The 10,837-nt window shown below is 54.1% G+C and carries 23 protein-coding genes; all 23 read left to right on the top strand.

Annotated elements, in window-relative coordinates; translation table 11 throughout:
- Window positions 1-161 (top strand): EF-Tu C-terminal domain-related protein (locus FGO67_RS16585; protein WP_476738614.1); only part of this gene is annotated, 161 nt, incomplete at its 5' end.
- Window positions 162-349: 188 nt separating this feature from the next.
- The gene (gene rpsJ, locus FGO67_RS16580) at window positions 350-661 is read left to right on the top strand and encodes a 30S ribosomal protein S10 (protein ID WP_077529290.1); all 312 of its coding nucleotides are present in this window, start codon (window positions 350-352) and stop codon (window positions 659-661) included.
- A 76-nt stretch (window positions 662-737) separates the two neighbouring features.
- Window positions 738-1,376: a 50S ribosomal protein L3 gene (gene rplC, locus FGO67_RS16575; protein WP_203301761.1), complete on the top strand. Its 639-nt coding sequence runs from the start codon at window positions 738-740 to the stop codon at window positions 1,374-1,376.
- A gap of 11 nt (window positions 1,377-1,387) precedes the next feature.
- Window positions 1,388-1,993, top strand: a complete 606-nt coding sequence (gene rplD / locus FGO67_RS16570; RefSeq protein WP_041341426.1) for a 50S ribosomal protein L4 — start codon at window positions 1,388-1,390, stop codon at window positions 1,991-1,993.
- Window positions 1,990-2,283 (top strand): 50S ribosomal protein L23, encoded by a 294-nt coding sequence (rplW, locus tag FGO67_RS16565; protein WP_041341428.1) that lies wholly within the window; start codon window positions 1,990-1,992, stop codon window positions 2,281-2,283. The genes rplD and rplW overlap by 4 nt, the downstream gene beginning before the upstream one ends.
- 17 nt (window positions 2,284-2,300) lie before the next feature.
- Window positions 2,301-3,128 (top strand): 50S ribosomal protein L2, encoded by an 828-nt coding sequence (rplB, locus tag FGO67_RS16560; RefSeq protein ID WP_138441845.1) that lies wholly within the window; start codon window positions 2,301-2,303, stop codon window positions 3,126-3,128.
- A 23-nt stretch (window positions 3,129-3,151) separates the two neighbouring features.
- Window positions 3,152-3,427 (top strand): 30S ribosomal protein S19, encoded by a 276-nt coding sequence (gene rpsS, locus FGO67_RS16555; protein ID WP_007154011.1) that lies wholly within the window; start codon window positions 3,152-3,154, stop codon window positions 3,425-3,427.
- Window positions 3,428-3,443: 16 nt separating this feature from the next.
- On the top strand, window positions 3,444-3,776 hold the full coding sequence (rplV, locus tag FGO67_RS16550; protein ID WP_041341430.1) for a 50S ribosomal protein L22: 333 nt from the start codon (window positions 3,444-3,446) through the stop codon (window positions 3,774-3,776).
- Between the two features lie 11 nt (window positions 3,777-3,787).
- Entirely contained in the window at window positions 3,788-4,471 is a 684-nt protein-coding gene (gene rpsC, locus FGO67_RS16545; RefSeq protein ID WP_127330396.1) for a 30S ribosomal protein S3, read from the top strand.
- A gap of 12 nt (window positions 4,472-4,483) precedes the next feature.
- A complete protein-coding gene (rplP, locus tag FGO67_RS16540) occupies window positions 4,484-4,897 on the top strand; it encodes a 50S ribosomal protein L16 (RefSeq protein WP_008174875.1) in 414 nt (137 codons plus the stop codon).
- Window positions 4,897-5,088, top strand: a complete 192-nt coding sequence (gene rpmC, locus FGO67_RS16535) for a 50S ribosomal protein L29 (RefSeq protein WP_041341437.1) — start codon at window positions 4,897-4,899, stop codon at window positions 5,086-5,088. Before rplP ends, rpmC begins: the two co-directional genes overlap by 1 nt.
- 1 nt (window position 5,089) lies before the next feature.
- Window positions 5,090-5,356 carry a 30S ribosomal protein S17 gene (gene rpsQ / locus FGO67_RS16530; RefSeq protein WP_012139774.1) on the top strand — a complete coding sequence of 89 codons (267 nt, stop codon included), beginning with the start codon at window positions 5,090-5,092 and terminating at the stop codon, window positions 5,354-5,356.
- 15 nt (window positions 5,357-5,371) lie between these two features.
- Window positions 5,372-5,740: a 50S ribosomal protein L14 gene (gene rplN / locus FGO67_RS16525; RefSeq protein WP_041341441.1), complete on the top strand. Its 369-nt coding sequence runs from the start codon at window positions 5,372-5,374 to the stop codon at window positions 5,738-5,740.
- 17 nt (window positions 5,741-5,757) lie between these two features.
- The gene (gene rplX, locus FGO67_RS16520) at window positions 5,758-6,078 is read left to right on the top strand and encodes a 50S ribosomal protein L24 (RefSeq protein ID WP_041341445.1); all 321 of its coding nucleotides are present in this window, start codon (window positions 5,758-5,760) and stop codon (window positions 6,076-6,078) included.
- 15 nt (window positions 6,079-6,093) lie between these two features.
- Window positions 6,094-6,633, top strand: coding sequence for a 50S ribosomal protein L5 (rplE, locus tag FGO67_RS16515; RefSeq protein ID WP_041341448.1), 540 nt, complete (start codon window positions 6,094-6,096; stop codon window positions 6,631-6,633).
- A gap of 13 nt (window positions 6,634-6,646) precedes the next feature.
- Window positions 6,647-6,952 (top strand): 30S ribosomal protein S14, encoded by a 306-nt coding sequence (gene rpsN, locus FGO67_RS16510; protein WP_041341451.1) that lies wholly within the window; start codon window positions 6,647-6,649, stop codon window positions 6,950-6,952.
- A gap of 88 nt (window positions 6,953-7,040) precedes the next feature.
- A complete protein-coding gene (rpsH, locus tag FGO67_RS16505) occupies window positions 7,041-7,433 on the top strand; it encodes a 30S ribosomal protein S8 (protein ID WP_041341454.1) in 393 nt (130 codons plus the stop codon).
- Between the two features lie 9 nt (window positions 7,434-7,442).
- Window positions 7,443-7,976 carry a 50S ribosomal protein L6 gene (rplF, locus tag FGO67_RS16500; RefSeq protein ID WP_203301760.1) on the top strand — a complete coding sequence of 178 codons (534 nt, stop codon included), beginning with the start codon at window positions 7,443-7,445 and terminating at the stop codon, window positions 7,974-7,976.
- Window positions 7,977-7,985: 9 nt separating this feature from the next.
- A complete protein-coding gene (rplR, locus tag FGO67_RS16495) occupies window positions 7,986-8,333 on the top strand; it encodes a 50S ribosomal protein L18 (protein ID WP_041341459.1) in 348 nt (115 codons plus the stop codon).
- Between the two features lie 12 nt (window positions 8,334-8,345).
- Window positions 8,346-8,846, top strand: coding sequence for a 30S ribosomal protein S5 (rpsE, locus tag FGO67_RS16490; RefSeq protein ID WP_041341461.1), 501 nt, complete (start codon window positions 8,346-8,348; stop codon window positions 8,844-8,846).
- Between the two features lie 4 nt (window positions 8,847-8,850).
- Window positions 8,851-9,039, top strand: a complete 189-nt coding sequence (rpmD, locus tag FGO67_RS16485; protein ID WP_203301759.1) for a 50S ribosomal protein L30 — start codon at window positions 8,851-8,853, stop codon at window positions 9,037-9,039.
- Between the two features lies 1 nt (window position 9,040).
- Window positions 9,041-9,475 carry a 50S ribosomal protein L15 gene (gene rplO / locus FGO67_RS16480; RefSeq protein WP_041341467.1) on the top strand — a complete coding sequence of 145 codons (435 nt, stop codon included), beginning with the start codon at window positions 9,041-9,043 and terminating at the stop codon, window positions 9,473-9,475.
- Window positions 9,476-9,492: 17 nt separating this feature from the next.
- On the top strand, window positions 9,493-10,815 hold the full coding sequence (secY, locus tag FGO67_RS16475) for a preprotein translocase subunit SecY (protein ID WP_041341470.1): 1,323 nt from the start codon (window positions 9,493-9,495) through the stop codon (window positions 10,813-10,815).
- Window positions 10,816-10,837: the final 22 nt, after the last annotated feature.

The raw sequence follows: 10,837 nt of genomic DNA, 5'->3' as shown, positions 1-10,837 counted from the left end.
GTGAACTGCCGGAAGGCGTGGAAATGGTTATGCCGGGTGACAACGTGAAGATGAGCGTTACCCTGATCGCTCCGATCGCCATGGAAGATGGCCTGCGCTTCGCGATTCGCGAAGGTGGTCGTACCGTTGGCGCCGGCGTGGTCGCCAAGATCATCGAGTAAGTCGCTCGTGTGATCAGGAAAAAGGGGCTGAATTATTCAGCCCCTTTTTCTGTTTCAGTCGCAATGCTCGTGCCTGACCCGGTCAAACAGGATGCCTGTTGACAGGGTTGGGTATTATGCATACAATGCGGCTCCTTTTTTTGAAGGTCGGCTAACAAGTAGCTGCTACGAGTGGAGTTTGGTGCATCATGCAAAGCCAAAAAATTCGAATTCGGTTGAAGGCGTTTGATTATCGCCTGATCGACCAGTCCACACAGGAGATCGTCGACACCGCGAAGCGGACCGGCGCTCAGGTGCGTGGACCTATCCCTCTGCCGACGCGGAAGGAAAAGTACACCATTCTGATTTCTCCGCACGTCAACAAAGACGCGCGCGATCAGTATGAAATTCGTACGCATAAGCGTTTGCTCGACATCGTTGAGCCGACGGAAAAGACAGTAGATGCTTTGATGAAGTTGGACCTGGCAGCAGGTGTAGACGTTCAGATCAGCCTCGGCTAATACCGCCAGGTATTAGTCTGTGTAACTGTCATAAGGCCATAGAGGGTGCGAGCCCCGTACACTTAAGAGGTGAAACATGGCAATTGGTGTTGTCGGTCGTAAGGCCGGTATGACCCGTATTTTTACGGAAGATGGGCAGGCACTGCCCGTAACGGTAATCGAGGTTGAACCTAACCGGATTACCCAACTTAAAACTCTTGAAAGCGATGGCTATCGTGCCGTTCAGGTCACTGTAGGCACCCGTCGTTCCTCACGTGTAACCAAGAGTGAAGCTGGTCACTATGCTAAGGCGGGCGTTGAAGCCGGTCGTGGTATGTGGGAATTCCGTCTGGCTGAAGGCGAGGGTGAAGGCCTGGCTGCCGGCGGTGAGATCACAGCTTCAATCTTTGAAGACGGTCAGGTGGTTGACGCCATCGGTCGGTCCAAAGGTAAGGGTTTTCAGGGCGGCGTAAAGCGTTGGAACTTCTCCATGCAAGACGCTACCCACGGTAACTCCCTCTCTCACCGTGCTCCGGGCTCCATTGGTCAGAACCAGACTCCGGGTAAGGTATTCAAAGGCAAGAAGATGGCGGGCCAGATGGGTAACGCGCAGGTAACTGTGCAGAACCTGAAAATTGTCCGTGTCGACGCCGAGCGCAACCTGCTGCTGGTGAGTGGTGCCGTCCCCGGTGCTACTGGCGGCGACGTTGTCATCAAGCCTGCAGTTAAAGCCTGAGGAGCGGTGCGATGGAATTGACTATTACAGGTAGCGGCAAGGGGATTTCTGTTTCCGACGCTGCATTTGCCAAAGATTTTAACGAGTCGCTGGTGCACCAGGTTGTTACTGCTTACATGGCAGCTGGCCGCCAAGGTACCAAGGCTCAAAAGACGCGTTCTGAAGTCAGCGGTGGTGGTAAGAAGCCATGGCGTCAGAAGGGCACTGGTCGTGCCCGTGCCGGTACGATCCGCAGCCCAATCTGGCGCGCCGGTGGTGTTACCTTTGCAGCCAAGCCTCGCGGTTTTGAGCAGAAGGTAAACCGGAAGATGTACCGCGCAGCAATGCGTTCTATTTTTTCTGAGCTGGTTCGTCAAGAGCGTCTGGTAGTTGTTGACGAGTTGAATGTCGACAGCCCGAAGACCAAGGCGTTCACCGCTAAGCTGAAGGATCTCGGTGTAAGCAATGCGCTGATCCTGTCTGAAAGCGTTGAGCAGAACCTGCACCTTGCTTCACGCAACATCCCGCACGTTGATGTTCGTGATATCGCAGGTCTTGATCCGGTTAGCCTGGTTGCTCACGACAGCGTCGTGATCACTGTGCCTGCTCTGAAGAAGATCGAGGAGATGCTGGGATGAATCAGGAGCGTATTTATAAGGTCCTGCTTGGACCGCACGTATCTGAGAAAGCTTCTCTGGTGGCCGAGCACGGCCAGGTAGTGTTTCGGGTAGCCCCGGACGCAACCAAGCCCGAGATCAAGAAAGCCGTTGAGCAACTGTTCAACGTCACCGTCGAAGGTGTTCAGGTTCTGAACCGTAAGGGTAAGCTCAAGCGTACTATCCGCGGGTTCGGCAAGCGTAATGACATTCGTAAGGCTTACGTAAAGCTGGCTGAAGGTCAGGACATCGATTTTCTGGATGTGGAATAAGGTAAAGGGGTCGTAATATGCCGATCGTCAAAACCAAACCAACATCTGCCGGACGCCGTCACGTTGTAAAGCTTTACAACCCGGATCTGCACACAGGGCGCCCTTACGAGCCGTTGGTAGAAAGAAAGAATAAGACGGGTGGACGTAATAATGCGGGTCGCATTACCACACGTCACACCGGTGGTGGTCATAAGAAGCACTACCGTGTAATTGATTTTAAGCGGACCAAAGATGGTATCCCGGCGGTCATTGAGCGCCTGGAATACGATCCTAACCGCTCTGCGCACATTGCACTGGTTAAGTACGCCGATGGCGAGCGTCGTTACATTATCGCTCCCAAAGGTATGCAGATCGGTGATCCTGTGCGCTCCGGTATCGACGCGCCGATTAAAGTGGGTAGCACGTTGCCGCTCCGGAATATTCCGGTCGGTTCTGTAATCCACTGCGTTGAACTCAAGCCTGGCAAAGGTGCTCAGCTGGCTCGCTCTGCGGGCGCATCCGTACAGCTGGTAGCGCGTGAAGGTGCATATGCCACCATCCGCCTGCGCTCAGGTGAAATGCGAAAGGTGCTTGTAGATTGCCGCGCAACGTTGGGTGAAGTATCCAACAGCGAGCACAGTCTCAAGCAGCTTGGTAAAGCGGGTGCATCACGTTGGCGCGGCAAACGCCCAACAGTACGTGGTGTTGCTATGAACCCAGTTGACCACCCGCATGGTGGTGGTGAAGGGCGTACCTCTGGCGGACGTCACCCGGTTACTCCGTGGGGTGTTCCGACCAAAGGGCATAAGACTCGTAAGAACAAGCGTACTGATAAAATGATAGTACGTCGTCGTTCGGCCAAGTAAACGACTACATAGAGGTAATTGCTGTGCCACGTTCTTTAAAGAAAGGTCCTTTTATAGACCTGCATCTGTTGAAGAAGGTCGAGGCAGCTCTGGAAGCTAACGACAAGCGACCGATCAAGACCTGGTCGCGCCGGTCGACAGTATTTCCGGAGATGGTAGGCCTGACCATTGCAGTCCACAACGGCAAGCAGCACGTGCCGGTTTATGTCACCGAAGATATGGTTGGACATAAGCTGGGTGAGTTCGCGGCAACGCGTACTTATCGTGGTCATGCGGCCGACAAGAAAGCTAAACGCTGATTGTGAGGGAATAGAAATGGAAGTAGCAGCCAAGTATAAGGGCGCTAACCTCTCAGCTCAGAAAGCACGTCTTGTCGCTGACCAAGTACGCGGCAAGGCGGTTGAGGATGCCCTGAACATTCTGACTTTCAGCCCAAAGAAGGCGGCGGTTGTACTCAAGAAAGCTCTTGAGTCTGCCATCGCTAACGCTGAGCACAACGAAGGTCTGGACGTTGACGAACTGCGGGTTTCCACCGTAATGGTGGATGAGGGTCCGACGCTCAAGCGAATCAAAGCTCGAGCCAAGGGGCGCGCTGACCGGATTTTCAAGCGCACCTGCCATATCACCGTCAAGGTCGCCGACAAGTAGGAGATGCTCAGATGGGTCATAAAGTAAATCCAACCGGCATTCGCCTGGGTGTGATCAAAGAGCACAACTCAGTTTGGTATGCCGAAAAACAGGAATACGCGAACAACCTGTTGAACGACATTCAGGTTCGTGAATTCCTCGACAAGCGTCTGGTTAAGGCGTCTGTCAGCAAGATTGTGATCGAGCGCCCTGCTCAGAACGCCCGTATCACGATCCATACTGCCCGTCCCGGTATTGTTATCGGTAAGAAGGGTGAAGATGTTGATCGTCTGCGTCGCGAAGTCAGCGACATGATGGGTGTGCCTGTGCACATCAACATCGAAGAAGTCCGCAAGCCGGACCTGGATGCCCGCCTGGTAGCGCAAAACGTTGCCGGTCAGCTGGAGCGTCGTGTGATGTTCCGTCGTGCTATGAAGCGCGCGGTTCAGAACGCCATGCGTCAAGGCGCCAAGGGTATCAAGATCCAGGTTGGCGGTCGTCTCGGGGGTGCTGAAATTGCGCGTTCCGAGTGGTATCGCGAAGGTCGTGTACCTCTGCACACACTGCGTGCAGATATTGATTACGCAACCTACGAAGCGCATACCACTTACGGCGTAATCGGCGTCAAGGTATGGATCTTCAAAGGTGAGATTCTTGGTGGTATGGAGCAGGTCCGTGCTGACAAGAAAGCCTCTGGGAAGAAAGGTTCTAAGTAAAGGGGCACTCTTATGCTGCAACCAAAACGCACCAAATTTCGCAAGGTAATGAAAGGCCGTAACACCGGTCTTGCTCACCGCGCTAACAAGGTGAGCTTCGGTGAATACGGATTGAAAGCTACCAGTCGTGGGCGTATAACTGCGCGCCAGATTGAGGCAGCGCGTCGTACCATGACTCGTCGCATTAAGCGTGGCGGGAAGATCTGGATCCGGGTATTCCCGGACAAGCCGATCACTGGTAAGCCGCTGGAGGTACGAATGGGTAAAGGTAAGGGTTCTGTCGAGTATTGGGTCGCTGAAATTCAGCCAGGCCGCATGCTCTACGAGATGGAAGGTGTATCTGAGGAAATCGCTCGTGATGCCTTCACTCTCGCTGCGGCCAAACTGCCGGTACAGACCACCTTTGTAACGAGGACGGTGATGTGATGAAAGCAACAGAGCTGCGTGAAAAGTCAGTCGAGGAGCTGAACAAAGAGCTGATCGACCTCCTGAAGGAGCAGTTCAACCTGCGCATGCGTAAGGCGACAGGTCAGCTGAATCAGTCTCACCTTCTCGGCAAGGTGAAACGTGAGATCGCTCGCGTGAAAACAGTATTGAATGAAAAGGCAGGACAGTGACATGACTGAAGCTACCCAAACTGCCAGAACTCTGAGCGGCAAGGTCGTGAGCAACAAGATGGAGAAGTCCATCGTCGTTCTGGTCGAGCGTCAGGTGAAGCACCCTCTGTACGGTAAGTACATGAAGCGCTCAACCAAGATTCACGCTCACGATGAGAGTAATCAGTGTAACGTCGGTGACACTGTGACCATCCAGGAAACCCGTCCGGTCTCTAAGACCAAGAGCTGGGCCCTGGTGGAAGTCACCGAACGTGCATCCAAGGTGTAACGCCGGAGAACAACCATGATTCAGACTCAAACAATGCTTGAAGTCGCGGATAACAGCGGTGCGCGTCAGGTGATGTGCATTAAGGTCCTGGGCGGTTCACATCGGCGTTATGCCAGCGTAGGGGATATCATCAAGGTAACCGTTAAGGAAGCCATCCCCCGCGGTAAAGTGAAGAAAGGCCAGGTCCTGAAGGCTGTGGTGGTGCGCACTCGTAAGGGTGTTCGCCGTCCCGACGGTTCGCTGATCCGTTTCGACGGAAACGCGGCGGTACTTCTGAACCCTCAGGACGCTCCTATTGGTACCCGTATCTTCGGACCGGTTACCCGTGAGCTGCGTAATGAGAAGTTCATGAAAATTATTTCACTGGCACCCGAAGTACTTTAAAGGACCAGAGGCCGGTTATGAAAAAGATCAAACGAGATGACGAAGTAATCGTCACCACGGGGAAAGATAAAGGCAAACGTGGTAAAGTTCTGAAAGTTCAGGACGATGGTCGAGTGCTTGTTTCTGGGATCAACATGATCAAGAAGCACACCAAACCTAACCCGATGCTGGGCACCCCAGGTGGCATCGTCGAAAAAGAAGCACCTATCCAGGCTTCCAACGTGGCTATTTTTAATCCGCAGACCGGCAAAGCCGATCGTGTTGGCTTCCAGACCAAGGAAGACGGCGCTAAAGTGCGGATCTTCAAGTCCACGAACGAAGCTGTCGATAACCAGTAAGCGGTGGTGGTTACGATGCTTAACATGAAAGAGCAGTACAGTAAGGAAGTGGTACCCGCCCTGCAGAAAGAGTTCAGCTACAAGAACATCATGCAGGTGCCGCGTATCGAAAAGATCACCCTTAACATGGGTGTCGGCGAAGCGGTTGGTGACAAGAAGCTGATTGAGAATGCCGTGGCGGATCTAGAGCGCCTGGCAGGTCAAAAAGTTGTTGTTACCAAGGCACGTAAATCCGTTGCGGGTTTTAAAATCCGTGAAGGTTGGCCGATCGGTTGCAAGGTTACTCTGCGCGGCGAGCGTATGTGGGACTTCTTTGATCGCCTGGTTCACATTGCGGTTCCCCGCATTCGTGACTTCCGTGGTCTGAATCCCAAGTCGTTCGACGGTCGTGGTAACTACAGCATGGGTGTGCGTGAGCAGATCATTTTCCCTGAGATCGAGTACGACAAAGTCGACAAGATCCGTGGTCTGGACATCACCATTACCACTACTGCCGGTACCGACGATGAAGGTCGTGAACTGCTGAAAGCCTTCGGCTTTCCGTTCAAGAAATAAAGGAACGAGTGTAATGGCTAAGGTTTCCATGAAAAACCGTGAGCTGAAGCGCGAACAAACCGTTGCGAAGTTTGCAGCGAAGCGTGCTGAGCTCAAGGCGATTATCAAGAACCCGAATACCAGCGATGATGACCGTTGGGACGCACAGATGAAGCTGCAACAGCTTCCTCGCGATGCAAGCCCCTCGCGTCTTCGGAATCGTTGCCAGGTGACTGGTCGTCCCCACGGCGTTCTCCGCAAGTTCGAGCTTTCACGGATTAAACTCCGTGAATACGGCATGCGCGGTGACGTTCCGGGCCTGACTAAGGCAAGCTGGTAAGATAGGCACCCTGACTTCGGTCAGGTGCCTGTTGGTAAGCGGTGCGGCACGCCGCTGCACAACTAAAAAGATCAGGAGCCTCATACCAATGAGTATGCAAGACACGCTTGCGGATATGTTTACTCGTATTCGTAATGCACAGATGGCGTCTAAGACAGATGTTACGATGCCGTCTTCAAAGATGAAGATCTCCGTAGCCCAGGTCCTTAAGGACGAAGGTTACGTGGAAGACTTTTCCGTTTCAGCCGACGCGAAGCCCGAGCTGACGATCACTCTGAAATACTTCGGCGGCAAGCCGGTTATTGAAGAGATCAAGCGGGTCAGCCGTCCGAGTCTGCGCCAGTACAACGGCGCTGGGGAACTGCCGAAGGTATCCGGTGGTTTGGGAGTCGCGATTGTCTCAACGTCCAAGGGTGTTATGACAGACCGCGCCGCACGAGCTGCTGGCGTGGGTGGCGAAGTCATCTGCACCGTATTCTAGGAGATACACATGTCCAGGGTTGCCAATAATCCTGTCGTGCTGCCTTCCGGTGTTGAGGTTAAGCTGAACGGACAGGAAATTAGTGTAAAGGGCTCCAAGGGAGCACTTGAATTCACCATTCACCAGGCGGTCGAAGTAACGCAGGACGAAAATGTACTGCGCTTTGTTGCCCGCGATGGTGCTAAACAGTCCCGCGCTCTTGCTGGTACTACTCGTGCACTGGTCAACAACATGGTGACCGGTGTATCCACAGGCTTTGAGCGCAAGCTCCAGCTGACGGGCGTAGGTTACCGTGCCCAGGCGCAAGGTAAGAAGCTCAATCTGACACTGGGTTTTTCACACCCGGTTGAATATGAGCTGCCCGAGGGGATTACCGCAGAAACTCCGTCCAATACGGAAGTAGTTATCCGCGGTATCGACAAGCAACAGGTTGGCCAGGTCGCTGCTGATGTCCGCGCGTTCCGTCCGCCCGAGCCTTATAAGGGCAAGGGTGTTCGATATGCGGATGAGCAGGTCAGACGCAAAGAAGCCAAGAAGAAATAAGGCGGGACTATGAGCGCGAATAACGAAAGATTGCGTCGCGCACGCAAAGTGCGCATGAAGATCCGTGAACTGGGTACCAATCGCCTGTGCGTTCATCGCACACCGCGTCACATGTACGCCCAGGTTACGACTGCAGATGGCAGCAAGGTGCTGGCTTCTGCCTCCACGTTGGATAAGGAACTGCGCCAGGGTGCAACCGGTAACGTGGACGCTGCAAAGAAGGTCGGTCAGCTGATCGCTGAGCGTGCCAAGGCAGCAGGTGTTGAGCAGGTCGCTTTTGACCGCTCCGGTTACCGTTATCACGGCCGTATTCAGGCTCTGGCCGACGCAGCCCGTGAAGCTGGCTTGCAATTCTAAGAGGTGGAGAAGATGAGCGTTAACGAACAGAAGGCGCCTGAGCTCCAGGAAAAGCTGGTTCAGGTCAATCGTGTCGCCAAAGTAGTAAAGGGTGGCCGTATTTTCGCCTTCACCGCACTGACTGTAGTGGGTGATGGTAAAGGTCGCGTTGGTTTTGGTCGTGGCAAGGCACGTGAAGTGCCGGTCGCTATCCAGAAGGCTATGGAAGCTGCGCGTAAAAACATGGTTGATGTCCCGCTGGACGGTACTACTCTGCAGTACGCGGTGAAGGCACAGCATGGCGGCTCCAAGGTCTACATGCAGCCGGCTTCCGAAGGTACCGGCATCATCGCCGGCGGCGCGATGCGCGCTGTACTGGAAGTGGCAGGTGTTCAGAACGTACTGTCCAAGTGTTACGGGTCTACCAACCCGGTCAACGTGGTACGTTCCACCATCAAGGGTCTCCAGGCAACGCAAGCGCCTGAAGATATCGCAGCCAAGCGCGGTAAGACCGTGGAAGAGATTCTGGGTTGAAGTCATGGCGAACGCAAAAACGATCAAAGTAACTCTGACCCGCAGCCCAATCGGCTGCCAGCCTAAGCACAAAGCATGTGTGAAGGGCCTGGGTCTTCGTAAAATCGGTCACACCGTGGAATTGGAAGATACACCTTCCATCCGCGGCATGATCAACCGGGTAGATTACCTGGTTCGGGTTGAGGAGAACTAAGATGCGTCTGAACGAACTTAGTCCGGAACCCGGTTCACGTCAGGCTCCTAAGCGGGTTGGTCGTGGTATCGGTAGCGGTCTCGGTAAAACCGGTGGTCGCGGTCACAAGGGTCTGAAGGCCCGTTCAGGTGGCAGCGTAGCTCCTGGTTTCGAGGGTGGTCAGCAGCCTCTGGCTCGTCGTCTGCCGAAGTTTGGTTTTACCTCTCGTCAGCAGCGCTACGTTGCCGAAATTCGCCTGAATGAACTGGCGAAGGTCGAAGGCGATGTGGTGGATCTGGAAGCTCTTAAAAAGGCGGATATCATTCGCGAAGAGATTCGCGAAGCCAAGGTTATCCTGTCCGGCGAACTGAGCCGTGCAGTAACCGTTAAGGGCCTTCGGGTAACCAAAGGCGCACGCGAGGCAATTGCCGCCGCGGGTGGTAAAGTCGAAGACTAAGGCGAGTCGAGGACTAAATGGCCAAGACAGCATCATTGCCTGCGGGCGCGGGTAAAGGACTGGCAGAGCTGCGATCGCGGCTCTGGTTTGTCTTCCTGGCATTGTTGGTGTACCGGATCGGTGCCCATATTCCGGTGCCGGGGATCAACCCCGACCGTTTGGCGGCACTGTTTGAGCAGAATCAGGGCACGATCCTGAGCATGTTCAACATGTTTTCTGGTGGTGCGCTTGAGCGCATGAGTATCTTCGCTCTCGGTATCATGCCGTACATTTCGGCTTCGATTATCATGCAGCTCATGACTGCGGTGAGTCCGCAGCTTGAGCAGCTGAAAAAAGAAGGCGAGGCTGGTCGTCGTAAAATCAGTCAATATACGCGGTATGGTACGGTTATCCTCGCCCTGGTTCAGGGCGCTGGTATTTCTGTCGGTCTGGCATCACAAGGCGTGACCTTTAACGACAGCTTCAGCTTCCACTTCGTGGCAGTTGTTTCCTTCGTGAGTGGTGCAGTCTTCATGATGTGGCTGGGTGAGCAGATCACTGAGCGCGGTGTTGGCAACGGGATTTCCCTGCTGATTTTCGCGGGCATTGTGGCCGGCTTGCCTGGCGCCATTGGTCAGACTCTTGAGCAAGCCAGAAATGGCGAGATGAGTCTCCTGGTGGTACTGGGAATTGGTGTCCTCGCGGTAGCCGTCATCGGCTTCGTGGTGTTCATGGAGCGTGGTCAGCGTCGTCTGACCATCAACTACGCCAAGCGTCAGCAGGGTCGCCGTGTGTTTGCACAGCAATCCAGCCATCTGCCACTTAAGGTGAACATGGCCGGGGTTATTCCGCCGATCTTTGCTTCATCCATTCTGCTGTTCCCGGCGTCGATCGGGCAGTGGTTTGGCCAGGGCGAGGGCATGGAATGGCTCAGCGATGTTTCTCAGGCGTTGGCGCCCAGCCAGCCGTTGTATATCATCCTGTTCGCAGCAGCAGTTGTGTTCTTCTGCTTCTTCTATACAGCGTTGATGTACAATCCGAAAGAAGTTGCGGATAACCTCAAGCGCTCTGGAGCGTTTATTCCGGGCATTCGTCCGGGCGATCAGACAGCCAAGTACATTGATGGTGTGCTGACTCGCCTAACGCTGTTCGGTGCAATGTACATTGCAGCAGTGTCCCTGTTCCCACAGTTTCTGATGGTGGCCGGGAATGTACCGTTCTATCTGGGCGGCACCTCACTGCTGATTGTGGTAGTCGTGGTGATGGATTTCATGGCGCAGGTACAGTCACACCTGATGTCTCATCAGTATGAATCGCTGATGAAGAAGTCCAATCTCAAGGGCTATGGTCGGAACGGCTAAGCTGTTCCCCTTGAAAACTGGA

Origin of the sequence: Marinobacter sediminum, from assembly GCF_016820575.1 — a bacterium.
GTDB lineage: Bacteria > Pseudomonadota > Gammaproteobacteria > Pseudomonadales > Oleiphilaceae > Marinobacter > Marinobacter sediminum.
The sequence above is the reverse complement of the archived record's forward strand: the minus strand, read 5'-3'. Positions and strand labels throughout refer to the sequence as shown.

Coding starts and splice junctions, on each gene's coding strand:
- rpsH (WP_041341454.1), top strand. CDS start 7,041: ATGAGTATGCAAGACACGCTTGCGGATATGTTTACTCGTATTCGTAAT.
- rplV (WP_041341430.1), top strand. CDS start 3,444: ATGGAAGTAGCAGCCAAGTATAAGGGCGCTAACCTCTCAGCTCAGAAA.
- rpmC (WP_041341437.1), top strand. CDS start 4,897: ATGAAAGCAACAGAGCTGCGTGAAAAGTCAGTCGAGGAGCTGAACAAA.
- rplN (WP_041341441.1), top strand. CDS start 5,372: ATGATTCAGACTCAAACAATGCTTGAAGTCGCGGATAACAGCGGTGCG.
- rplD (WP_041341426.1), top strand. CDS start 1,388: ATGGAATTGACTATTACAGGTAGCGGCAAGGGGATTTCTGTTTCCGAC.
- rplE (WP_041341448.1), top strand. CDS start 6,094: ATGCTTAACATGAAAGAGCAGTACAGTAAGGAAGTGGTACCCGCCCTG.
- rpsJ (WP_077529290.1), top strand. CDS start 350: ATGCAAAGCCAAAAAATTCGAATTCGGTTGAAGGCGTTTGATTATCGC.
- rpsC (WP_127330396.1), top strand. CDS start 3,788: ATGGGTCATAAAGTAAATCCAACCGGCATTCGCCTGGGTGTGATCAAA.
- secY (WP_041341470.1), top strand. CDS start 9,493: ATGGCCAAGACAGCATCATTGCCTGCGGGCGCGGGTAAAGGACTGGCA.
- rplP (WP_008174875.1), top strand. CDS start 4,484: ATGCTGCAACCAAAACGCACCAAATTTCGCAAGGTAATGAAAGGCCGT.
- rpsN (WP_041341451.1), top strand. CDS start 6,647: ATGGCTAAGGTTTCCATGAAAAACCGTGAGCTGAAGCGCGAACAAACC.
- rpsE (WP_041341461.1), top strand. CDS start 8,346: ATGAGCGTTAACGAACAGAAGGCGCCTGAGCTCCAGGAAAAGCTGGTT.
- rplF (WP_203301760.1), top strand. CDS start 7,443: ATGTCCAGGGTTGCCAATAATCCTGTCGTGCTGCCTTCCGGTGTTGAG.
- rplW (WP_041341428.1), top strand. CDS start 1,990: ATGAATCAGGAGCGTATTTATAAGGTCCTGCTTGGACCGCACGTATCT.
- rpsQ (WP_012139774.1), top strand. CDS start 5,090: ATGACTGAAGCTACCCAAACTGCCAGAACTCTGAGCGGCAAGGTCGTG.
- rplB (WP_138441845.1), top strand. CDS start 2,301: ATGCCGATCGTCAAAACCAAACCAACATCTGCCGGACGCCGTCACGTT.
- rplX (WP_041341445.1), top strand. CDS start 5,758: ATGAAAAAGATCAAACGAGATGACGAAGTAATCGTCACCACGGGGAAA.
- rplO (WP_041341467.1), top strand. CDS start 9,041: ATGCGTCTGAACGAACTTAGTCCGGAACCCGGTTCACGTCAGGCTCCT.
- rplC (WP_203301761.1), top strand. CDS start 738: ATGGCAATTGGTGTTGTCGGTCGTAAGGCCGGTATGACCCGTATTTTT.
- rpmD (WP_203301759.1), top strand. CDS start 8,851: ATGGCGAACGCAAAAACGATCAAAGTAACTCTGACCCGCAGCCCAATC.
- rplR (WP_041341459.1), top strand. CDS start 7,986: ATGAGCGCGAATAACGAAAGATTGCGTCGCGCACGCAAAGTGCGCATG.